Origin of the sequence: Acinetobacter sp. ACNIH2 (assembly GCF_002934965.1) — a bacterium.
In the GTDB taxonomy this organism is placed as follows: domain Bacteria; phylum Pseudomonadota; class Gammaproteobacteria; order Pseudomonadales; family Moraxellaceae; genus Acinetobacter; species Acinetobacter tandoii.
In genome coordinates this window covers 3,446,429-3,470,595 of record NZ_CP026412.1, presented here as the reverse complement: position 1 = coordinate 3,470,595, position 24,167 = coordinate 3,446,429, and the positions used below count along the sequence as shown (strand labels likewise).

Below are 24,167 nucleotides of genomic sequence, written 5' to 3'. Positions count from 1 at the left end.
AAATAATAGGACTTAAAAGTAGAATTTTCTCTTAAGATACAAGCAGGAGATTCTGCATGAAAACATCTAAATTTACTGACAGCCAGATCATGTCCATCTTGAAGCAAGCGGAGTCTGGTACACCTGTTGCGGCCCTTTGTCGTGAACATGGTATGAGTAATGCAACCTTCTATAAATGGCGTGCTAAATATGGCGGCATGGATACATCTTTGATGGCACGGCTGAAAGAGTTGGAAACAGAAAATACCAGACTGAAAAAAATGTATGCTGAAGAGCGATTAAAAGCAGAAATTATTCAGGAAGCGATGTCAAAAAAGTGGTAAAGCCATCTTGTCGACGTCAGATGGCTCAACAGGCAGTGGCCCAACATGCTGTTAGTATCCGTTTAGCTTGCACTGCATTTGGCATAAGTGAAACCTGCTACCGTTATCAGGCTAGACTCAGTGATGACAATGTGCTCATTGCAGAACGGCTCATTGAACTCACTGAGGAAAATACCGATTGGGGCTTTGGTCTATGCTTCTCGTATTTACGGCATGTTGAGAGTCACTGCTGGAATCACAAGCGGGTTTATCGCATTTACTGTGAGTTGGCACTGAATCTGCGTATTAAACCGAGAAGAAGACTAAAACGACATGTGCCTGAACCACTGAAAGAGCCAATACGTGCAAATCAGGTTTGGTCACTGGATTTTATGCATGATCAACTTTCCGATGGTCGCAAGTTTCGATTATTGAATGTGATTGATGATTACCGCCGCGAAGGCCTAGCCATTGAAGCAGGGTTCTCATTGCCCACAATTAGGGTCATTCGTACGTTGAATCAATTGCTGGAGTGGAGAGAAAAACCGTTAGTGATCCGATGTGATAATGGCCCCGAGTTTATCAGTCACGAATTTGTGCGCTGGGCTACTGAGCACGGTATTCGTATTGAATATATTCAACCGGGTAAGCCACAGCAGAATGCGTATATTGAACGATATAATCGGACTATACGTTATAGTTGGCTGAGCAAGCATTTGTTTGATACGTTAGAAGAAGTTCAGGATTACGCAACTGATTGGCTGTGGCATTACAATCATGAAAGACCACACCAAGCTAACAAAGGAAGGCCACCTCTAATGGCTGCTTAACCTCTACTTTTAACTTCGGTTATTTATGGGAGGATTACCGGTGTACTTTAGATTTGAAACCTATTCAGCTACCGAGTATTAAACTTGATCTTCAAATACAAGGACATCTCAGGTTAAAAAATATTCCCAAATAATAAAACCGATAAAGAACCCGAGAAACGAATATAAGGTAATGATAAAGAATACAAACCAAGCTTTATTTTTTTTAAGTAAAAAATTCATAGTGAATGCCTTGCTGTCCTAACTTAGTTATTATTTTACTGCCCATAAAATTTAACAATAGGTACAGTTCGCGTCGAAATCAATATAACAGACAGCACGTATATATCATTAAAAATAATAGCTTTAGCTTGTTGTTGCCTTTGAGAAAATGATTTATAGAATGCGTTATATTTCCCGAACAGAAATATCCGTGATTTGATCAGAGTCTCGATAATGAGATTTCAAAAGTAGCACCAATTCCTTTGCCCTTTTTTCCGTATAGTGACAATTACCATCATTTAAGCTAGCCAACCACTCTGGAAGCGAACCCAGTATGGTTTGCTTACATTCGCGAGTGCCATAATACACTTCTCTGCCCGATTGCTTAGCAATAATGATAAAATTTGACATAAGGAATATCCTAAGTCACGGAATCAATTTTAAGAAGTTATTTTGAATAACATCCTGAGTTTTTTCTTCAACACGTGTAGTGATTCACTCTTAATTTTATTGATGTGTTTATCATTTTTGTTACATTTAGTGATAAAAACTACTATATCAATTTAACAACTTTACGTACATAAAAGAAGCCTATTTTGCATGTGAATCTTGTTTAAGTCCTTTACTAAAACTGCATGCTCTTGAATAGATGATGATTAAATTCGATACGGAGAAACCTCGGCCATCTTAAGAGTGAGTGCACAGATGGAATTAAGCTATTTATACTTTTGTAGTTAAGCAGGAAAAGCTTAAATAACATAAATTTGTTCTATACATTTCATTTAGATTGATACAAATTTGAGAAGATCATCATCCATTACACAGAATAACTGAATTTTATGGAACGAAAGATTCGGCTTTATGTGGTCAATCAAAAAAACTCATCTTTTTCTAAATCAACAATTTATATTATATTTGATATTAAGTTTCTTAAGGATGAAATATGCCAAATAATTCATACAGTTCAGGGGTAATTTGTCCCAATGAAGCATGTAAAGGAAAAATATTCATTTCCCTACAAGATTTATTGTATAAAAAATCTATCCAATGCCCTCATTGTTTATTGGAATGGACTCTATACAGCCAGCAATCTGGTGGACGATGTTGAGTGTGCAATGAAAATAAAGAGTGGTTTAACTTAGAACTTCAATCTCAAAGAAAAAGCAGTCTTAGTTTTTAAGTCTATGTTAAAATTAGAGTAAATCTATGACAAATAGGTCCAGCTATGGAAACAATTATTATTACATTCATCATGGCGATCATTCTTGTGCTACTTATCTTTTTCTATAATAAGAAAAAGTGAAAACGTTTAGCACTCACCTTTTAACCTTATTAGAAATCTATGATAATAAAAAGAAAAACATCGCCTAGGCGATGTTTTTTCAACAATACAATCATTAATAAAATCATTTTGACTGTTTAGGATGCATTTTGATCATTTGGAATGAGCGGTTGCGCCAAAATGCTTGCGTGCTCTTCAACTTTATTTCCTTCATTTTTTGCAATTACAGCAGTTGCAACACTGTTACCAATAATATTGGTTGCGGTACGTCCCATATCAAGGAAATGGTCAACTGCAAGAATAAGTAAAATACCTGCTTCTGGTAATTTAAACATCGACAATGTTGCCGCAATAACCACCAATGAAGCACGAGATACACCTGCAATCCCTTTACTGGTGATCATCAAGGTTAAAAGCATTAAAATTTGTTGGGATAGGCTTAATTCAATGTTATAAGCTTGTGCAATGAATAACACTGCAAAAGACATATAAATCATTGAGCCATCTAAATTAAATGAATAACCTAATGGTAGTACAAAACTGGTAATGCGCTTAGGTACACCAAATTTTTCTAAGGCAACCATAAGCTTTGGATAAGCCGATTCACTACTTGCAGTGGCAAAACCTAAAACGGCTGGTTCACGTACTGTTTTGAGTAAACGGAAAACATCCTTTTTAAGAAAAATGTAGCCTACAGTAATGATGATTGTCCAAAGAATGAGTAAACTTGCATAAAACTCGCCAATAAAAACACTATAGTCGAGAATAATTTTTGGACCTTTTAAGGTAATTGCGGATGCAATTGCTGCGAATACAGCGATTGGTGAAAACGTCATGACATAGTCTGTAATACGGAACATGACACGGCATAATTCATCAATAATTTTTGCAATCACGGTACCTTCATCTTGCTGATGATGGACATATGCAAGTGCTGAACCAAAGAAAATAGAGAACACCAAAATTTGTAGAATTTCATTATTCGCCATGGCTTCAGCGAAGCTTTTCGGGAAAATATGTGTAATAAAGCCTTGTACGCTTAGATTTGTTGCAGTTACACCGACATCAACTGGTGCAGTTGGAATTGGGAGATTCATACCCACACCAGGTTGAAATAAATTGGCTAAGCCCATGCCTAAAAGTAGAGAGATAAGTGAAGCGCCAATGAACCAACTCATTGCTTTAAGTGTGATTGAACCTAGAGATGATGATTTACCCATTGAGATGAGGCCAGAGACAATCGTGGCAAATACCAATGGAGCGATAATCATTTTAATTAATCTTAAGAATACATCTGTAAGAATCTTAAAATATGAAGCAATGTTTTCAGCCTGAGTAGGGCTCAAATTACTATGAAAAAGCCAACCAATTAATATTCCAGAGACCATAGCAACTAGAATAAACTTTAATAGTTTCTTCTGATTCATATAAAATTTCCTTTTAATACCCTAGAATCTATAGAAACATCTTATTGTTTTATAAGATGTTCTGATTTCCTTCCTACTAAGTCAAATATCCATTTGACTTAGGGGTGTTTGGCTGAATCTAAACAATATCAATACAAATTAACAATGCAAAAAAGTATTTATCTATGCAAAAAATGCATAGTGATTGTTAAGTATTTATATAAAATGCCAATGACTGTTTGAATTAAAGAAACTTAAATATGGAATATGTTTGTTGAAATCAAACATTACAGTGGAATTGACAGAACTAGGATTTGGTTAATGATAAGTAAAACTCTCCAATCATGCGGCTTGGCACTTACTCTCCTTGCATCATCTATGTCGCTTTATGCAAAAAACAATGTTGTTGTTGTTGCTACGGGCGGTACTATTGCTGGCGCGGGTGCAAGTTCAACGAATAGTGCAACATATAGTGCTGCAAAAGTACCTGTTGATGCGCTAATTAAAGCAGTCCCTCAAGTAAACGATTTGGCGAATGTTACGGGTATTCAGGCACTTCAAGTTGCATCTGAAAGTATTACAGACAAGGAATTGTTGTCTTTAGCCCGTCAAGTAAATGATCTAGTCAAGAAACCTTCAGTGAATGGCGTAGTGATTACTCATGGTACAGACACCATGGAAGAAACGGCATTCTTTCTTAATTTAGTTGTTCATACAGACAAGCCAATCGTATTGGTAGGTTCTATGCGCCCATCTACTGCTTTATCGGCAGATGGTCCTTTAAATCTGTATAGTGCTGTTGCGCTTGCTTCATCTAATGAAGCAAAAAACAAAGGCGTAATGGTACTAATGAATGATTCGATTTTTGCAGCACGTGATGTTACAAAAGGAATCAACATTCATACCAATGCCTTTGTAAGTCAATGGGGAGCTTTAGGAACTTTGGTTGAAGGTAAACCTTACTGGTTCAGAAGTTCTGTAAAAAAACATACCAATAATTCTGAATTTAATATTGAAAAAATTCAGGGTGATGCATTACCAAGCGTACAAATTGTGTATGGTTCGGACAATATGTTGCCTGATGCATACCAAGCTTTTGCTAAAGCTGGCGTGAAAGCGATTATTCATGCAGGTACAGGTAACGGTTCAATGGCGAATTATCTAGTTCCTGAAGTAAGAAAATTACATGATGAACAAGGTATTCAAATTGTACGTTCATCACGTGTTGCGCAAGGATTTGTTCTTCGTAATGCCGAACAACCTGATGATAAATATGGTTGGATTGCAGCACATGATTTGAATCCACAAAAAGCACGTCTTTTAATGGCTTTAGCATTAACTAAAACCAATGATGCAAAAGAAATTCAAAACATGTTCTGGAACTACTAAGCGTTAAATTAACGTTATTGATCTAAAACATTAAAGGCAGATTCAGCAAAAAATAGTTGAATCTGCCTTTTAGTTTTCATACTTTCAATCAATATATTTTTGGCTCTAGACTAGCAGATTTATACTTAATTTTATCTAATGATGTTCCACAACTCAGTTGCTAACTCATTAGGTTCTCTCATCCAACGCCATTCAGACTCCTTCAGATGGTAGTCAAAATAATCTTTTGAGATACCATTGAACTTGGATAATCTTCGTTTACAGAAACTCCAAAATGATTCTATTCCATTTATGTGACATTGTCCTCTAGCAAACTCATTTGCTCCGTGATTTACCCTGAAATGCTTTGAATAACCAACATCAACTAGACCATTATAGCCTCGCCATCCATCACTATAAATGACACTTTCTAGTGCCACCTTACCTAAGATAACCTTTTGTAAAGTCTTCATTTTACAGTCAGGAACGATTTCAGTATAAACACGCCCATCCCGTTCAAATATTCCAAATACGGGTTGTTTTAAAGTGCCACGACCACGTTTTAACTTCCCATGAAAACCACGTTGTCGTTTAGCGCCAAAATAGCTTTCATCCACTTCAATAGAACCTACAAATTTAGTTCTTAAATCTGTTTGATGATCATAAATAGCTTCCCTAAAAAGCATGTACCAATAGTTGATCGTATTACGATTTAAATTGAGTAATAATGCAGTTTTAGAAGCGGGTATATCAATGCAAAAGCATTGAATGATTTTTTTAATCTTGTAGTGGCTTAATTTACTGTTTTTAATCATGATTACAGACCAACATAACTAGTCTGCTAGTCTAGAGCCTATTTTTTTCTAAAAAACTTTTTGTGATGTTTTTTTGTTATTTCCTCGATATTTTTGGTATCTATAAACAACATTACTTCTTAAGTTTGTAATATTTTGCCAATCGCCACTTAGCAAAAATAGCTTAAATCTTACTCCCCCCTTCTTTATGAAGACTGAAAATATCATTCTAACTTAGAATTTAGCCTCATAAATATCACTGACAATCTGAAGAATTCACTCTATTCACAGCATTTATTCGTCCATTGTATGTAACTGTTGCAATACAACTATAATTACTGGCATTCCACCAATAATTGGTCTTCGAGCTATAATCTGCTGAGCGACTAGTAAGCAGATAGTTGTATCGATGAAAGACAGATTTTGCCGCATTTGCTTTTGTTTCTTCTAGGTTTTTGATTTCTGGAGGCATTTGTATACTTTCATTTTTTTTATTACTGGCACGTTCATATTGAGTTAAAGCGGAAAACGATGCGATGGATAATGCAGCATTAGAGAAAGTTGAGGGGTCTGTTGCATACTGATCTAATGGATTTGATTCATTTTCTCCAGAGCTAGCCGTAGTACTCGTCAAGTCCGAATGTTCAGACAAGGTTTCCGCTTGAGCTATAGAAAAAAATGGGCCAATGAAACATAAAATACAAATTGTTTTGTGAATATTGTTCATTTTATGACTCCCCGTATCCGTGAGAAGATTATTGTTATAGAAATACTCTAAGCCTTTTTTTTAAAAAAAAGAAGAGCTGAAATGGGTTTAAATAAAACAAATCTTATTGAATTTTATCCTTATTTTTGGACGACTTTATTCTTATCAGTAGGTTATCAAAATTTATAATTTATGGATTTAAAAAAACAGCTAGAAGCTTGGATTCTAGCTGTTTAAGCCTATCGTTTTAAAGAAATGTTTTAAACGTAGTCGACTTTACTTTGATCCAATAGATTCAGCTTTAATATTTTTTTCTTTTTATAGCGATAACCGATAAAGAGACCCACAAACCAAATTGGAGAAAGTACAAGTGCAATTAAAGTATCGTGATCAAATGCTAAAATGACAATCGTGAATACCAAGAACAGCATAGTAAACCATGCCATGAATAGACCACCTGGCATTTTATAGTTTGATTTAAGATGTAATTCGGGATCTTTTTTACGATATGCAATATAAGAAAGTACAATCAACATAAATGTAAAAATACATAAAATTGAAGTCAATGCAGAAATAATCGTAAATGCAGTCATAACATTTGGCACAATAAATAGAATTGATGTTCCAAGCGTTACGCATAGCATAGAGAAAACTAAGCCACGAATCGGAACTTTACGTTTTGACAATTTGCTAAAGCTTTTAGGCGCATCATTTTCTAAAGATAAACCATATAACATGCGACTGGTCGCAAAAATACCACTGTTGGCAGAAGAAAGAGCCGATGTTGCAACAACAAAGTTAATTAGGCCCGCGGCAATAGGTAAACCGACATGGGTAAACATTTCAACGTATGGGCTTTTTTCTGGTGAAACTTGTGCCCAAGATGTCACGGCAATAATACAAACCAATGAACCTACATAAAACAGTAAAATTCTTAACGGAATAGAGTTAATCGCTTTAGGTAGAGATTTGTGCGGGTCTTTGGTTTCAGCAGCCGTGGTTCCGACCAATTCAATACCAACAAAGGCAAAAATGGCAATTTGGAAGCCTGCCAAGAAACCAGTTAAGCCATATGGAAACATCGAACCACTTTCTAGTAAATGTGAGAAAGATGCTGTGACACCATTTGGTGAAACATAGTGCGTACTAATTAAATAAAGCCCCGCAACAATAAATAAAATAATCGCAACAATTTTAATCAGAGAGAACCAAAACTCTAATTCACCAAACATCCTTACCGCAACAAAATTTAATATGGTCAAAATGGCAAGTGAAGCAAAAGCAGGTATCCATACGGGCATATCTGGATACCAAAATTGCATATATCCACCTATGACAATAACATCTGCAATTGCGGTAATAATCCAGTTACACCAATATGACCAACCTAAAAAAAAACCTGCCCATGGTCCTAAATACGCGGTCGCAAAATCGGCAAAGGTTTTAAAATTTGTATTGGCCAGCAATAGTTCTCCCATTGCACGCATAACAAAGAAAAAGAAAAAGCCAATAATTAAATAAGTCAGAATAATTGAAGTACCTGAAACACTCAGTGTTTTACCAGAACCCATAAATAATCCTGTACCGATTGCACCACCAATCGCAATCATCTGGATATGACGATTTGTCAATGAGCGTTGCAATTTTTCTTCATCTTGTTCAGTCATGTGTTGACTGCCAAGAAGGTCTCCTTCTAGAAATTGCTTTCCCTTGTTCTTACTCATGTAATGTTTACTCCAATTTATAACAACCGTTACAAATCCTTTAATAACGACTTAACCCACATAATGAATAAACTCATTTATTTAAAATTAATCTAAATAATAGAGAATAGAATCGATTTATTCTGCTTTCTTAAGTCTAGCTTTATTGCTTCTAATTAAATGGATGACTTAAATACATCTTATTTAAAATCCAATAATCGCTCCAAAAATTTAAAATAAATATTCATCCTGTAACGAGGTTGATTTAGTTTAGTTCGGTATTTAAAACCAATAAAATTTCTGCTGGATCATACAGCACGCTTTAGACTTTTTTGTTTAATTGCTCTTTGTTTTTGTTTAATTTAAAACCATTTGTTTGCTTTAAAATGTACGTTTAGTTAAAAAATATACGAGTAAATGGTTGCAATTATCCATTAGTCTAGTGTGCATTATTTTAAAAATTGATGGTTTAAAATAGAAAACCATCAATTCAATTGCGGATTTTCTGAGTATTTAAAAAACCTGATATTGATAAAAAATATCAGGTGAAAGCTTATCAGCTAAAATAACTTAGTCACTTTCTAATGAAGCTATAGGCCACGCACAATAATCAATAGAAAGCACTATTGCAGACTGGATCTGTCTTAATCCATTCAGCACTAAGCCCATTCAGCCACTGCCCTTGTATAAATTATTTGCCCTGAATCATGCTTTATGTTCCTTCGGATTTAAGGACAACACACGAACCACATCACCCTGAGTTACTTTGAGTTGCTCAGCCTGCGTTTGTGTTAGCTGTATAGTTTTATGTTCAGGATCATGCTGAACTAAAATGCCACGGTAGTCTTGGTAATGATCATTTGAAATTAAGTAGGGTTCAGCTTCATCCAAAGTTGCTGTGTCAACAATTTCAACAGGAAGAACAGTACTTTCTTTCTCTGTACACGACAAATTTCATAGGGCCCTTGTCCTATCAGGCTTTTTCTTTCTTAAAATTGCTAGCACTTTCTTAAATTCTTCTTTTTTTCCAAAACCAATCAAACGTAGAATAGCCATCTGAACATAGTCCAAACCGTAGCGAAATAAACTTACTGAAAGTCGTCCATGCTTCTTTAGTTTTATCGCTTTTTTTCGATCATGTTGCCATTCACCTGTTAAATAGCACCAACAGAAACCGATCGCTAGCACTGCTATCAATTTCTTGACTCGTCTAGGGTCTGTTAAACGAGTATTTTCAAGATTGAATCCACGTCCTTTGAGACAACTAAATAAGGTTTCGATTTCCCAGCGTAATGCATAATCACCAATAGCAGAAGCATTAAACATAGGAGAAACAACAAGTAAAAGTTCTCCATCTTCTAATCGTAGCGCACTAATATACAGTTTCACTCGACCAACCCAAATACGTCGTTTACGACATTCTGTTTGACCAACTTGAAGATGACGAAATAAATCACTAATTTTATGATTCTTGGCTAAGTGATTGGTCACAATAAAGTTTTTTTAACACGTATACAGAAGTTAATGTCATTTTCAATTAACCATGTAAACCATTTCTCACCGATAAATTCTCTGTCTGCGAACACATTCACAATACGATCTTTACCAAAAATGGAGATAAAGCGTTGAATCAAAGCAATACGCTCTTTTGTATCTGAATTTCCACGTTTATTGAGCAATGTCCAAACAATAGGTATCGCTATTCCACGATAGACGATGGCTAACATCAAGATATTGATATCTCGTTTTCCCCATTTCCAGTTGGTTCTATCCAAAGTTAATTGGACTTTATCGAATGAAAATATATTGAAAATTAACTGAGAAATTTGACGATAATCGAAATACTGATCTGCAAAGAAGCGTTGTATACGTCGATAAAATGATTGTGGTAAGCACGTGATGGGTAAGGCTTTAGATGCAGAAGAAAGATTACATGTCTGTTTTACAATTAATGCCAGCATAATCAGTGTAAAACATTTTACACGTGACTTGTTCCACTTTAGATATTTGTTTAAGATGAGATGTAACTCATTGAAATGTGTCATCATATTCGTCGTCAGAAAACAAGTATTATGCCATTATTTCAATGAGTTGTCTTTTTTTGTCGTGTACAAAGACTTTCTTTAATTGAACGTAAGTTCTCTACATCGGCTTCTAAAGTCGCACCACCATCGAAAATATCGACATAACCTTGGAAACGTAAACCTTCACCCAACAGTAATTTGTATGCAGGTAAAGTATTTGGATGGACTTTACCAATCACTTCTTGGGCTGCAGCAGGTAACATATCGACATATAATGGGTAGCGTGGCATCAATTCTGCAATAAAAGACTTCTGCCCTGTACCGCTAAGATAATCTGCCTTTCTAAATTCCATATCGAAAAACTTATGTCCGACTGCATCCCAGAACGGAGAATTCCCGACTTCATCCGAATAGCCGCGCATTTCAGCAACAATGCGTTTTTCAAAAATATTTCTGAATGCTGCGATAAACAGGAAGCGGATTTTTGAAAGAAATTTTCCATTCATTTCTTTACGATAATCTGGATCGAGGAACAACGTACATAATTCACTGCACGTAGTATGGTCATTGCTCAAAAACAAAGTTTGATGTGCCTTATACACATTGAGTGTTTTTGAAGAATGTACTTGAGTGCCCACATGGAAGTTGTACCATGGCTCACTTAAGCCCAAAGCAACTTCAATTCCACAGAGTCCAACCACCTTGTTAATGCTGGTATCTTCTAAAACAAAGAAATAGCCTTGATCTGCTTTGCTTAGTTTACCGCGCACAGTGTCACAAGCGCGTTTCAGTTTTGCCGCCAAAATTTCCAAGTTAGGCTGTAATGAAGTAAGCCCATAACCTGCTTTTTCAGCAAGTTGATAAATGTCATTGATATCATCTTCTCGAATATAACGAATAATCATCATTTATGCACACTCCTTCAATTCGTGTGAAAATTTTTCAAGAGCTTGCTCAAAACGACTTAAGCCTTCATCGATATCTTCAAATGGAATAATCAGTGAAGGCGTAAAACGAACAACATTTGGACCTGCAACCAGTGCCAGTAAGCCTTGCTCACCTGCTAAATTGACAATATTTTTGGCTTGACCTGCATGCTCAGCTTTAAGCACACAGCCGATCAGTAAGCCTTGACCACGGATTTGCTCAAATACATTAAATTTGGCATTAATCTTATTTAGACCAGTGACAAAATAATCAAATCGTTGTTGAACACCCTCTAAAACTTCTGGTGTATTGATAAATTCGAATACCGCATTTGCCACTGCACAAGCCAATGGGTTGCCGCCATAAGTTGTGCCATGATCACCCACTGCATACATATTGGCGTATTGATTTGTGGTAATCATCGCGCCGATTGGGAAGCCACCACCTAAAGCTTTGGCAGTGGTTAGAATGTCAGGAGTAACACCTGTATTCATATAAGCATAGAGTGAGCCAGTACGCCCAACACCTGTTTGGACTTCATCAAAAATAAGCACTGCACCATGTTCATCACAGAGTTGGCGCAAGCCTTTTAAAAACTCAAGATCAGCAGGAAGTACGCCGCCTTCACCTTGAATAGGCTCAACAATAACGGCACAAGTATTTTCATTGATCACGGCTTTTGCCTGCTCTAAATCATTAAATGCAGTATGTTGAATACCTTCTGGTAGCGGTGCGAAATCTTGAGAATACTTTGGCTGACCACCAGCAGTCACAGTGAATAAAGTACGGCCGTGAAATGCATTCTTAAACGCAACAATTTGATTTTTATTTGCGTGACCACTGAGCAAACCAACTTTTCGTGCAAGTTTTAAAGCAGCTTCATTTGCTTCTGCGCCTGAATTACAGAAAAAAACTTTGTCTGCAAACGTGTTCTCAACGAGCTGCTTTGCTAAACGAAGAACAGGCTCATTGGTATAACCATTGCCAATGTGCCAAAGTTGAGTCGCCTGTTCCGTTAAGGCCTGAACTGCAACTGGATGTGCATGACCTAATGCATTTACTGCAATACCGCCTGCAAAATCAATATATTGCTTGTCGTTTTGATCCCAAACATGAGAGCCTTGACCACGAACTAAGATAAAATTTGCTGGGGCAAAAACTGGAACCATCCAATCATTAAAGTTTTGACGTGTCACTGCTAAGTTATTCATTTTGCTATTTTCTCCTATAGGTTTTAAATTCGCTTTATCTTTAGTGGCTTAGAAATAGGTCTGGATATTCATTCATGCGGCTGTGTGATGTGCCCTAATTCCGTGTAGCAATAGCCGTTATAGGAAACAGAAAATAATGAAGACGGCTTGAGACCGTGTGAAATTTTGGATTGAGGAGAAGAACCTACAATCGCGTTGCCAGTATGATTTTCTTTGTTAGTCATCTATTTTCCCTTAACGACCTAAGCTTCCATCTGCGCTTAAAACCCTTTAGCGAGACTTTAGATCTCTAACTGAATTTAAGTTTGATATAAAACCGAATCATCAGCAGGCTTAGCGCATTTTTCTATTATTAAGGATCAAAATGACTTAAAAAATTTGTAGTTTTTTCTAAAATGAATTATTTTTTTCCAAATTGACAATTGCAGGAAGCAAAATGAGCGAAATAGATCAAATCATTCTCGGTTTGCTAAAAGAAAATGCTCGAATGTCTGTTACAGATTTGGCAGAAAAAACTGGGGTATCTCGTCCAACTATCAAGAGTAGAATTGACTATATGGAGTCCTCTGGCATCATTACAGGATATACTGTTCGATACCGCCCAGATGTAGATAAAAATATTATTCGTGCTTGGATGAGTATCATGGTGGAAGGTACTAAAGCCAGATCGGTCATTAGTGAATTACGTTTAGATTCAGCCGTTGAGCGCTTGCATAAAACCAATGGGAAATGGGATATTTTGGTTGAAATTCAAGCAGATTCGCTAGAGAGCTTTGATAAAGTCTTAGAAAGAATTCGATGCATTTCTGGTATTTATAATAGTGAAACAAGTATCTTGCTCTCGACTTTTAAAACCTAATCTTAATAAAACTTAATTTGGATATTCTAGTGATCAAAATGCAGAAAAACACTAAATATAGATAAAATTTAGGTTTTATTTGTTTTTTATAAACTAAAATTTCTCTACTTTGATCAGTTGTTTATTAAGTATTTTAAACAATCAAATAGTGCTCTTAATTGAAGTTTTCTTACCATTAAAACAACCTTTTGGGGTGAATGAAGAATACGGTATTTAAAATACTTTAGAAAATGAAAAGTAATGTTAGGATGTAAGCGAAATAATCTTATGAGTTACAAGGAAATATAAGTATGACAGTATCACAATTAGAGTTTTATCAAGCCAAGTTAAATTATGAAATGGACTCATGGGATTTGTTTGAAGCCTTAAATCAAGGACACAAGATTATTGTCGTTGATGGCCGCAGTGCTATAGCCTATCAACATGAGCACATTCCAAATGCAATTAATATTCCGCATCGAAGTATTACGCAGGAGACATTAGCTCATTTGGATCAAACTGTGTTGTATGTCACTTATTGTGATGGTATAGGCTGTAATGCCTCGACCAAAACGGCGCTCAAAATGTCGACTCTAGGCTTTCAGGTTAAAGAATTAATTGGCGGCCTAGATTGGTGGAAACGAGATGGCTACCAAACAATGGGTGATAATGCACATGCTGGAACGAGTATCGATTGTGGTTGTGCAGGTTAAATTATTCAGAAGAAACTGTACTGCACTACAGTGCAGCTTCTTCCAACTTCTAGTATTTTTGACTTAATCTTATATATTTCAAATGCTTAAATTTTGCTGTGTGAGTCTTTAGATTGGTTGATTGCACTGATATGCTTTATGAAGAAAACTAAATTTTAAAATAATAAAATAGCTATAAAATGAATAAGGCATTGAAATTTTTATTTACATAAGAATAAATAGTATTGCTCTAAAAAACTTTATTGATGCACTCAAGCTAAGGATAGCGAGTATGGATTTGAAGACGCACGGTAAAACCCATCATCTCTTTTCTTCACATGCGATTCTGATTATCACTTTTGCCCAGCTTTTTGGCACATCATTATGGTTTAGTGCAAATAGTGCAGCAGCCAATTTAATTCAAGAATGGCACATTACTGTTGCGGATATTGGTTGGTTGACCAATGCTGTACAAGCAGGTTTTATCCTTGGAACCTTTTTGATTGCCTTTACGGGTTTTGCAGATCGTTTTAAAGCAAGTGTTATTTTTACTGGTGCAGCACTGTTGGGTGCATTTTTTAATTTATGTTTTGCATGGCTAGCGCAGGGTTTAATCGATGGCATGATCTATCGCTTTTGCGTGGGTCTGTGTTTGGCTGGCATTTACCCCATTGGGATGAAATTAATTGTGCAATGGGCACCTCATCGAGCGGGAGCTATTTTAGCACTTTTGGTTGCCATGCTTACATTAGGTACAGCATTGCCGCATGCTCTGAATGGCTTATCGGCCAATTTAAATTGGCATTATGTCATTACTTTTTCATCTATTTTGGCTTTAGTTGCCGCATTGCTTATTTTTAAATTGGGTGATGACCAATCTGCGCAGGTCGTTAAAAAAAGAATATCGACTGAAAATGCATTCCAAGTCTTTAAAATCAAAAAATTTAAAGCCTCCGCTCTCGGATATTTTGGTCACATGTGGGAGTTATATGCTTTTTGGACCATTTTGCCTCTTTTTATTGCTCATTCTGGCATTTTAAAACCCCTCGGCTTATCGAATGTGCCATTGGCTACATTTTTAATTATGGCATGTGGTGCTGTTGGCTGTCTTTTAGGTGGATATTGGTCAAAGACATATGGTAGTGATCGCGTTGCAATGGGTGCTTTATTTCTCTCTGGCCTATCTTGCCTGATTTTTGCATTTGCTTGGCGTTATTTACCTGCGTGGTCCTTGCTGATCGTTCTAATTGTATGGAGTGCATCTGTAATTGCAGATTCACCACAATTTTCTGCATTGGCTTCCGTTGCATGCCCACCAGAAAAACTGGGTGCAGCACTCTCTATTCAGAATTCTATTGGCTTTGCGATAACCATCGTATCGATTGCATCTACGACCTATGCTTTTGATCAGGTAGGTTTAGATTCTGCCTGGATTCTTTTATTGGGTCCTGTTTTGGGTATCTTGGGCTTTTATAGGACGATGTCAAAAACTGAATGAAGTTTTGTTCTTGGTAAATTGATTTTTGACTAAGCTGTTGATTTATATTAGTTAGTTGTATGAGTCAAATCGATGTGTGATAGCTTATTCATATTCAATATAAATAAGCTATCTTCTAAAAAGACTAGAAGAAAATCGTATTAAAATTTAAAGCTATAATCCAGATTAATACGCGTTTCATTTGTGGAATGGAAGGTCATATTGGTTGGCATATCATTTCGATAATGAGAAAAACGCGTTCTAAGTCCCAAGCCTTTTAAACTCCCTTCAGGTATGCGATAACCGAGCTCAAACTCTAAGGATTCTTCTTCAAAACGTCGGTCGCCATATGTTAATAAATCAATGTCATCCCCTTTGGCATAACGCGTCATAAAGCGCAGACCATTAAGTGAAGTTTCACCCAGACGAACATTTTTAAAATCATAATCATAACGCAAAGAAACCACTTTTTCATCTTTATTGGAGTAGTCCGAACTCATAAAATCAAGCACAACTGGACTTTCCGCACCCGATAAAAATGGCAGACCTGTATCACCAAAAGACTGCATATAGCCAATCGATAGTGTATGCCCCTGTGTATTTAAGCCAAACAATCCGCCTAAGTGACGATTATCTACAGTGCCTATTTTCTCGCTTCCCGTATCATTACTGTTAAAGAAGCGAACATCGGTTAAAAAATTGTACTGATCTGAAATAGGATACTTACCTACAATACCTACAAATTGTTGCTGATAAATGTCCTGTAATTCAGCATGATACATACGAATACGATAAGCATCACTGAGTTGGTAAACTCCTCCAAGGGTATAGAACTGATTCGTGGTTGCAGCCCGATCAAAGCGATGGTTGATATTATCAATACCGACGTCAGTGTAGTGAATAGAATCTCTTTGACGGACTTTATCGACATAAAACCCTTCCAATTGCAGCTTAGGAATTTCTGTAGAAACGAATCTTACACCACGATAAGTTTGCGGGAATAATCTTGCTGGTGAAGAAAAAATTGTCGGAAGTTGCGGAACCAGATCTCCCACAAAAAGTTCATTTTTACTCAATCGTACTTTGCCAGTTACGCCAATTTTTCCATAATAATCATCTCTTGAATTGTCCGAATTGAGAGCCAATAAGCCTGTTCGTGCATAATCATCTGCATGACTTCCCAATAAATTAAAACCAGCCATTGCAAGGACATCTACACCAAATCCTATGGTTCCATCGGTATAACCCGATTGTCCTTTAAATATAAGACCCTGCGCCCAATCTCGAGCAGCAGTGTAAGGATAAGGATCTTTTTTATAATCCCGATCAAAATAGAAATTTCGCAAGGTGATTTCGGCCTGACTATCTGCAATGAACTGCGCATGTGCCATGTTGACAAAAATTGGGCACAAGCAGATCCCCATCCAGAAAGATGTCTTTTTCATTTTTATCTCAGCTTTTAATTTTTAAACAGATACTTAGGCCGATGTGTTGAGTGAATAATTTTGAGTTTTTTGATGTCGATACACAGCTTTACCTAAGATTAAAATCAAGAAAATTGCTAAGATAAATACAATGCCGTAGTACGCATAAAGATGCTGTGGTGTCATACCTTGATCTAAAAATAGACCTGCAATGGTTGGAGATAAAATGGCTCCAATGCGCCCAAACCCAATTGCATAACCTACACCACGACTTCTAATATCTGCCTCATAAATGGTCGGTGAGATTGAATAAAGTCCAGCAACACAGCCATTAATGAGTGTGCCCAGTAATAAACCGACCAATAATGCAATGCTGACTTGCGATGAAACGGCAACAAATAAGAATATACAGAGCGCTGTTAGGCCTAAAAATAAGCTGAGCGCATAGAAAATTTTAATTCGTGAAGCTAAAAGCCCAATAATTGCTGCACCAAAAATACCACCGATACTAATTAAAATTCCTGTACTGACACCTTGATCTGGCGACATGCCCATTGCAATTAAAATTTTAGGCGTCCAACTCATCACAAAGTAAAAACCAAACATGACCAAGAAAAAGGCAAACCATAAACACAAGGTTTGAAACCCCTGATGACCACGAAATAATTTCGCTATATCACTGCCCTTTTGCTGTTCGATTTGAGCATACTCTGGTAGCTCCTGTAAATGCTGCAACTGCATACGTTGTAAAATCGTATTGGTATTTTCTAAGGCACGTGCAGGTTTTTTTGCCAATAAATAATCAAGTGATTCAGGTAATAACCACAAAGCAAAGGCAAACATGATCAATGTTGTCATACCGCCTGCTAAAAAAACTGAACGCCAACCTAGATGTTCAATTAAGAAGAACGTTAATACGCCACCTAAAGTTGCGCCAATACCGTAACCTGTAGACATCAAGCTGACTGCCAAACTTCTCCAACGCACGTTTGCATATTCACTTGCCAGAACGTTACTACTCGCCAGAATCCCACCAACGCCAACACCTGTAATAAAACGTAAAATAGCCAACATCATGTGATTTTGAACCAATGCACATGCAGACATACTTAATCCAGAAACAATCAAACAAATTAGAATTAAGAAGCGGCGGCCAATTTTATCTGCTAAAGGTGCTAAGAAAATAGAACCTGCTGCCATGCCAAATAGGCCTGCACTGAGTAATATCCCGATTTGTGCGCCAGACAAAGTCCATTCTGCGGATACTGAAGGTGCTGTAAACGCCATCACCATGACATCAAAACCATCAATGACATTCAGAAATATACAAATCAGAATCACGAACCATTGATAACGGCTCATTTTATTGTGGTTGATTTCGTCTAAAACGTTTCTTTGCATTGTGTATCTCCCAATTAGGAACGGAAATACACACGACCATGTGGGAACACAACATTGGGTGATTATGCATATCCATATCCATAATTGCCTTGAAGGGATAATTAAGAATTAAAGTGATCTGATGTACAGATCATTTTTATGAAGCATCCTGCTTATTGGTATTTTGCAAAATGGGATCCAAAAATACAAGATAATTGATATAAATTTATTCAAAAAAATAAAAATGTAAATTAAGCTATTAAAATAATTCATATTTTTAATTATGGTTAATTTTTTTAAATTAATATGGATCCAATTAATAAAATAGCTTATGCTTTCCAATAGCACAATTTACAGCCAAGTAAAGTGCTCTACGAAAAAAAATTTAGTTGCATGATGCACTAAAAAAGAACTTCAAAGGACTGTCTTATGACACTTAAAAAACTAAGCCAATTATCTTTTAGCTTAATCCTCTCAAGTACCATCATTGTGCCTAGCTACGCAGCGAACCAAATCAAAGCTCCGCCAAACATCATGATTATTCTGGCTGATGATTTAGGTTTTTCTGATATTAGTGCCTATGGGAGTGAAATTAAGACCCCGCACATCGACAGCCTACTCACTCAAGGGAAAATGCTGTTTAACTTCCATGCATCTTCCATGTGTTCACCCACACGTGCACAACTCATGACAGGAGCTGACAACCATTTAGTTGGCTTAGGTGCAATGTATGAGACCTCTAAACGCCAAGAAAAATTGGTCGGTGCGGACAGTCTTCGTGCATTATTAAAAATTGATGGTTATTCTGGGCACCTAACCCAAAATGCCTATACGCTTGCAGAAATGCTCAAGCAAAAAGATTACTATACCTTTATGGTGGGCAAATGGCATTTGGGTTTTGAAGCCAACCAAAACCCTAAAGCACGTGGTTTCGATCAATCTTACGCTTTATTAGATGGCTTCGATCTACACTTCAAAGAGCAACCTAAGAATTACCCACGCAACACCCAATATACTGAAAATGGTCAGAAAGTATCTTTGCCAGATCACTACTACTCCACAGATTTCTTTACCCAAAAAGCGGTTGAATATCTGGATAAAAATACACAAAACAAGCCATTTTTTGCCTATTTAGCTTACACCGCACCGCATTGGCCAATTCAAGCTCCAGCACCTTATCGAGATATGTATAAAGGAAAATATGACCAAGGTTATGATGCGATTCGAAAAGCCAGATTTGAACGCCAAAAGAAACTTGGACTTATTCCTGTCAATGCCGTATTTCCTGAACAACGTGGTAATCAAGCTTTATCGACAAAAGGTTGGGATCAACTCACATCTGCTGAACGTAAATATGAAGCGCGTAAAATGGAAGTTTATGCAGGCATGGTCACCCAGCTTGATGATCGTGTTGGCGATGTCATTCAGTACTTAAAAAAGCATAATCAATATGACAACACCGTGATTGTATTTATGTCTGATAATGGTGCTGAAGGCGGTGATCATAATTTCCCGATGGGAGAAGCTGACAATAGCCTTCAGAATATTGGCAATGCAACGTCTTATGTTTACATGGGACCACGCTGGGCGGAAGTCAGCAGCACCCCTTTTACCTACTGGAAGTCGGCTGCGGCAGAAGGTGGCGTACGCGTACCCTTCCTCGTCAAGTACCCAAGCCATCTTTCCAAAGACCATGGTATCAACAACAATTTTGGTACGGTTCGCGATATTTTCCCGACACTCATGGAATTGGCGGGTATTCAACACAACCAGTTATACACTGCGGACAGCAAAAAAATTCAACCTTCGGGCTATAGTTTAATTCCTGCTTTTAAGAATAATGCTGCACGCATTCGCCCAGTAAACTACTATGAGTTTAAAGAACTCCATGGTAGTCGCTATGCAAAAAATGATGAATGGAAGCTGGTTGAAAACTCTCCTTCAAAATTTAATGGTCATGGTTGGGAGTTGTATCATCTTAAACAAGATTTCAATGAACAGCACAATGTTGCTGTACAACACCCAGAAGTTGTCAAAATTTTAAATGACAAATATCTGTCCTATGCAGATAAAAATGGTGTCGTTGATTTTGAGCAATACAACAAGAAGTAAGGAATAAATAATGATGAAGCGTATTATTTTGTCTTCATCATTCATCCTACTCAGTGCTTGCCAAGACAGCTCCAAAGCCACCCAACCAGCATCTATTGCAGATTTAGGCGACCGCACCAAGTGCGCAGCGTATTCAGGTTTGCCGCAAGGTTGGCCTAATCAAAAAGATGCTGGAATGGTGAAGCTCCCCGCTGGAAGCATACAACTTGGCACCACTCACGGATACGATGATGAGCGACCATTCAACCAAACCAGCAATCAGGTTCCTTCATTTTTAATTGATGCTACTGAAGTCACCAATGCTCAGTTCGCTGAGTTTGTAAAACAGACTGGCTATATCACCGATGCAGAAAAGCAACATGGTGCCGCGATGTTTGTTCAACCCACGCAGCCAGTTGCTGAACTTGGCTGGTGGAAATTTGAACCTGAGGCAAACTGGAAACATCCTTGGGGACTTAAAAGCCGCAAGCAACCTGAACCCAACGAACCTGTCAGAATGGTCACTTGGAACGATGCCTATGCTTATGCCAACTGGTTAGGACATGATTTACCAACTGAACTTGAATGGGAATATGCAGCCAAAGGATTTCAGCAAAATTCCGACCTAGGGCCCACCCACCATGGTCATATCACTGCTAACTATTGGCAAGGTGAATTCCCTTATCAAAACAATCAGGATGATGGTTTTGCTGAGGTTTCCGCTGTGGGTTGTTTTGACAAAAATCCATTTGGATTATACGACCTGATTGGCAATGTCTGGGAGTGGACGCAAACCCCATACACTGGACCACGAGACCATCATATGGGAGATCCTGAGCAATATCGGGTCAACCATAGTGATGTCTTGAAATACACCATTAAAGGTGGATCTTACCTATGTGCATCAAACTATTGTGCACGTTACCGTGCTGCCGCGAGGCACCCACAAGAACTCGACTTAGCCACCAGTCATGTTGGTTTTAGGACAGTTAAACGTTTTTAAATGGAATTAAAATGAAACATATTTTTATGCATGGGATCTTATTCTCAGGGATCTCTATTGCCTGTTGTTCAGCACACAGTGCCGAATCTTACACCTTTAAAAATGATCTGGTTTTAAAAACGTTTAGTTTTGACCGAGACTACAAAGACAGCGATAGCAAAGACTCTAGCAGTCTGAGCCAAGGTTTCATTTATCGTGGTGACTGGGCTATGAAAATTGATCAAGTACAGCTTCATCTCATGCCAAGCTTACAATATGCCTATCGCCTTAGCTCAGATCAGCACACCAGTGATTTGGTGCTACCTTTTGATCCTGTGAGCAAATCACAAGCCCAGAGCTATATCAAGTATGGTCTAGGTGCTGGAATTGAATATCAAAATACGCGATTTAATTTTGGTGAGCTTACGCCAGATGACCCTCTCACCCCGCAAGTGGACACTCATCAATTAAGAGTAAATTACCAAGGTGCAGAGCTTAAATATAAATATCAAAATCAGAATTTTGATATTGGTTTAATTAATCGTTACTCCCCTCGAAATGAAGAGGATTACCGCAAGTTAGCCATTTCCAAACAAGAGTCTGATGGCTTATATTTTTTACGCTGGGATGGTAAAACCAGCAAATACTCATGGAAGTTTTATGATGGTTATTTGCAAGACATCATCAACCAGAGCTATTTTGCGCTAGACTACAATTGGACTTCGCAACAAACCACCAAACTACGCTTGTTCCGACATGATGATGTAGGATCAGCCAAAATTGAGGAATATGACAATACCTCACTCGGTGTCATGCACTTTATGAAGCATGGCAATTTACAGGCTGGTATTGGCTATCAAGAGAATTACGGCAAAGATGGCATTCCTAAACTTGATGGTATGCCTATTCCGCATATGGTGAACTGGACGCTAGGTGCCTTTACCAAAGCTGATGAAAAATCCTACCATTTTGTCGCCTCATACAATCTTCAGGATTACATCAAAGGGCTAAAAATCACCTACAAATATATTTATGGTGATTCATTTCAAACCAATAATCAGGATAATTTTGAACAAGAAAGTGATGTCTTGGTTCAATATGACTTAAATCACTGGGTCAAAAACCTTAAATTCCTGTTCCTGAATATCAATTACGATATTAAAAATGGCGAAAGCTTAGATGAGCAGCGTTTTATGCTGCATTACACCCTGAAATTTTAATAAAGCCAATCCCTCCAAAAATCTGCGAAATGTGGATTTTTGGATCCATTTAGATTATTTAAGCGTGCTTTAAAAATATCTAATAAGCTATAAAACCATTTCTAAATAACCATTAATAGCTTGGTATTAGACTAAATATTCTCATAATGTGTAAATTTATATCAAAGCATCAATTGACCATGTAATAAAAATACTATAAATTGGATCCAATAACTGACAAGGAGTCATTACAATGTTCATAAAAAATGCATGGTATGTTGCATGCCGTCCTGAAGAAATCCAAGACAAGCCCCTCGGTCGTACTATCTGCGGCGAAAAAATTGTGTTTTATCGTGGTAAAGAAAATAAAGTGGTTGCTGTCGAGGACTTTTGCCCACATCGTGGCGCACCACTTTCACTCGGCTATGTTGAAGATGGAAATTTGGTCTGCGGTTATCATGGACTGGTCATGGGCTGCGAAGGAAAAACCATTGCTATGCCTGCACAACGTGTACAGGGATTTCCTTGTAATAAAGCCTATGCTGTGGTGGAAAAAATGGGCTTTGTCTGGGTCTGGCCAGGTGAGAAAAATCTTGCAGATGAATCCAAACTTCCTGAACTAGAATGGGCCGATCATCCAGAATGGAGTTATGGCGGAGGCTTATTTCACATTCATTGTGACTATCGCCTAATGATTGATAACCTCATGGATTTAACCCATGAGACCTATGTGCACTCTAGCAGTATTGGTCAAAAAGAAATTGATGAATCACTGCCAATCACCAAAGTTGATGGCGATCATGTCATTACCGAACGTTATATGGATAATGTGATTGCCCCTCCTTTTTGGCAAATGGCACTTCGAGGCAATAATCTCGCAGATGATGTACCTGTAGATCGTTGGCAGCGTTGTCATTTCTTCGCCCCAAGTAATGTGCATATTGAAGTAGGTGTTGCACATGCAGGTCATGGTGGCTATGACGCCCCTAAAGACAAAAAGGTGTCTTCAATCGTGGTGGATTTTATTACGCCTGAAACAGAAACCTCTCATTGGTATTTCTGGGGCATGGCACGTAACTTCCAGCCTGAAAATATCGAACTCACCGATCAAATTCGTGAAGGACAAGGCAAAATCTTTACGGAAGATTTGGAAATGTTGGAGCAACAACAACAAAACATTCTCAATAATCCACAGCGCAAACTGCTGATGCTGAATATTGATGCGGGCGGAGTTCAATCACGCAAAATTATTGAGCGCTTATTGAGTGAAGAAAGACAGGCTGCAACCCCAATTGAAGTGGTCAAATTTCCAAATATTCATGTGATTTAA

20 protein-coding genes and 1 pseudogene are annotated in these 24,167 nt (G+C 37.4%); 9 read left to right on the top strand and 12 right to left on the bottom strand.

Annotation, left to right across the window (positions count from 1 at the left end):
- The first annotated feature begins 56 nt into the window (after positions 1-56).
- Positions 57-1,132, top strand: a protein-coding gene (locus tag C3F34_RS16500; protein WP_104440995.1) for an IS3 family transposase whose coding sequence is annotated in 2 segments (ribosomal slippage) — positions 57-309 and positions 309-1,132 — 1,077 coding nt in all. Because the reading frame shifts where the segments join, the coding sequence is not laid out codon by codon here.
- A gap of 108 nt (positions 1,133-1,240) precedes the next feature.
- Here C3F34_RS16500 and C3F34_RS16495 read toward each other — a convergent pair.
- The 3 genes from C3F34_RS16495 to C3F34_RS16485 all read right to left on the bottom strand — a co-directional run bounded on the left by C3F34_RS16495 (position 1,241) and on the right by C3F34_RS16485 (position 4,042).
- Complete coding sequence (locus C3F34_RS16495) at positions 1,241-1,354, bottom strand: hypothetical protein (RefSeq protein WP_016167976.1); 114 nt, start codon at positions 1,352-1,354, stop codon at positions 1,241-1,243.
- Positions 1,355-1,519: 165 nt separating this feature from the next.
- Entirely contained in the window at positions 1,520-1,744 is a 225-nt protein-coding gene (locus tag C3F34_RS16490; RefSeq protein WP_016167977.1) for a hypothetical protein, read from the bottom strand.
- A gap of 1,008 nt (positions 1,745-2,752) precedes the next feature.
- Complete coding sequence (locus tag C3F34_RS16485) at positions 2,753-4,042, bottom strand: dicarboxylate/amino acid:cation symporter (RefSeq protein WP_104442122.1); 1,290 nt, start codon at positions 4,040-4,042, stop codon at positions 2,753-2,755.
- Between the two features lie 300 nt (positions 4,043-4,342).
- Here C3F34_RS16485 and C3F34_RS16480 point away from each other — a divergent pair, with 300 nt between their 5' ends.
- The gene (locus C3F34_RS16480) at positions 4,343-5,410 is read left to right on the top strand and encodes an asparaginase (protein ID WP_044740703.1); all 1,068 of its coding nucleotides are present in this window, start codon (positions 4,343-4,345) and stop codon (positions 5,408-5,410) included.
- A 131-nt stretch (positions 5,411-5,541) separates the two neighbouring features.
- On the opposite strand, the gene C3F34_RS16475 is transcribed toward C3F34_RS16480, so the two are convergent.
- From C3F34_RS16475 to C3F34_RS16445, 7 genes and pseudogenes are all read right to left on the bottom strand, one after another.
- Positions 5,542-6,204 (bottom strand): IS1595 family transposase, encoded by a 663-nt coding sequence (locus C3F34_RS16475; protein WP_104440784.1) that lies wholly within the window; start codon positions 6,202-6,204, stop codon positions 5,542-5,544.
- A gap of 235 nt (positions 6,205-6,439) precedes the next feature.
- Positions 6,440-6,910 carry a hypothetical protein gene (locus C3F34_RS16470; RefSeq protein WP_044740704.1) on the bottom strand — a complete coding sequence of 157 codons (471 nt, stop codon included), beginning with the start codon at positions 6,908-6,910 and terminating at the stop codon, positions 6,440-6,442.
- Positions 6,911-7,149: 239 nt separating this feature from the next.
- Entirely contained in the window at positions 7,150-8,613 is a 1,464-nt protein-coding gene (locus C3F34_RS16465) for an amino acid permease (protein ID WP_016167981.1), read from the bottom strand.
- Between the two features lie 684 nt (positions 8,614-9,297).
- On the bottom strand, positions 9,298-9,543 hold the full coding sequence (locus C3F34_RS16460) for an arginine N-succinyltransferase (RefSeq protein ID WP_104442121.1): 246 nt from the start codon (positions 9,541-9,543) through the stop codon (positions 9,298-9,300).
- Between the two features lie 3 nt (positions 9,544-9,546).
- Positions 9,547-10,637 (bottom strand): IS4 family transposase gene (locus C3F34_RS16455; RefSeq protein ID WP_104442269.1). Its coding sequence is split into 2 segments (ribosomal slippage): positions 9,547-10,097 and positions 10,097-10,637, totalling 1,092 coding nucleotides; the frame shifts between segments, so codons are not numbered across the junction.
- A gap of 71 nt (positions 10,638-10,708) precedes the next feature.
- Positions 10,709-11,524: pseudogene (gene astA / locus C3F34_RS16450) on the bottom strand (arginine N-succinyltransferase); the annotation flags it as partial.
- Entirely contained in the window at positions 11,525-12,754 is a 1,230-nt protein-coding gene (locus C3F34_RS16445; protein WP_044740705.1) for an aspartate aminotransferase family protein, read from the bottom strand.
- A 436-nt stretch (positions 12,755-13,190) separates the two neighbouring features.
- Between C3F34_RS16445 and C3F34_RS16440 the strand changes: the two genes are divergently transcribed.
- The 3 genes from C3F34_RS16440 (at position 13,191) to C3F34_RS16430 (ending at position 15,782) form a co-directional block, all read left to right on the top strand.
- Positions 13,191-13,613, top strand: a complete 423-nt coding sequence (locus C3F34_RS16440) for an Lrp/AsnC family transcriptional regulator (RefSeq protein ID WP_044740706.1) — start codon at positions 13,191-13,193, stop codon at positions 13,611-13,613.
- A gap of 290 nt (positions 13,614-13,903) precedes the next feature.
- Positions 13,904-14,305, top strand: coding sequence for a rhodanese-like domain-containing protein (locus C3F34_RS16435; protein WP_104442119.1), 402 nt, complete (start codon positions 13,904-13,906; stop codon positions 14,303-14,305).
- Positions 14,306-14,576: 271 nt separating this feature from the next.
- Positions 14,577-15,782, top strand: a complete 1,206-nt coding sequence (locus tag C3F34_RS16430; RefSeq protein WP_044740708.1) for an MFS transporter — start codon at positions 14,577-14,579, stop codon at positions 15,780-15,782.
- Between the two features lie 140 nt (positions 15,783-15,922).
- Here the strand turns inward: C3F34_RS16430 and C3F34_RS16425 are convergent, their stop codons facing one another.
- Both C3F34_RS16425 and C3F34_RS16420 read right to left on the bottom strand, forming a co-directional pair.
- The gene (locus tag C3F34_RS16425) at positions 15,923-17,206 is read right to left on the bottom strand and encodes an OprD family outer membrane porin (RefSeq protein WP_044740709.1); all 1,284 of its coding nucleotides are present in this window, start codon (positions 17,204-17,206) and stop codon (positions 15,923-15,925) included.
- A 33-nt stretch (positions 17,207-17,239) separates the two neighbouring features.
- Positions 17,240-18,586 carry an MFS transporter gene (locus C3F34_RS16420; RefSeq protein ID WP_104442117.1) on the bottom strand — a complete coding sequence of 449 codons (1,347 nt, stop codon included), beginning with the start codon at positions 18,584-18,586 and terminating at the stop codon, positions 17,240-17,242.
- A gap of 408 nt (positions 18,587-18,994) precedes the next feature.
- Between C3F34_RS16420 and C3F34_RS16415 the strand changes: the two genes are divergently transcribed.
- The 4 genes from C3F34_RS16415 (at position 18,995) to C3F34_RS16400 (ending at position 24,167) form a co-directional block, all read left to right on the top strand.
- Complete coding sequence (locus tag C3F34_RS16415; protein WP_104442116.1) at positions 18,995-20,677, top strand: arylsulfatase; 1,683 nt, start codon at positions 18,995-18,997, stop codon at positions 20,675-20,677.
- Between the two features lie 28 nt (positions 20,678-20,705).
- Positions 20,706-21,659 carry a formylglycine-generating enzyme family protein gene (locus C3F34_RS16410; RefSeq protein ID WP_104442375.1) on the top strand — a complete coding sequence of 318 codons (954 nt, stop codon included), beginning with the start codon at positions 20,706-20,708 and terminating at the stop codon, positions 21,657-21,659.
- 11 nt (positions 21,660-21,670) lie between these two features.
- The gene (locus tag C3F34_RS16405) at positions 21,671-22,858 is read left to right on the top strand and encodes an OprD family outer membrane porin (RefSeq protein ID WP_044740712.1); all 1,188 of its coding nucleotides are present in this window, start codon (positions 21,671-21,673) and stop codon (positions 22,856-22,858) included.
- Positions 22,859-23,090: 232 nt separating this feature from the next.
- On the top strand, positions 23,091-24,167 hold the full coding sequence (locus C3F34_RS16400) for an aromatic ring-hydroxylating oxygenase subunit alpha (RefSeq protein WP_044740713.1): 1,077 nt from the start codon (positions 23,091-23,093) through the stop codon (positions 24,165-24,167).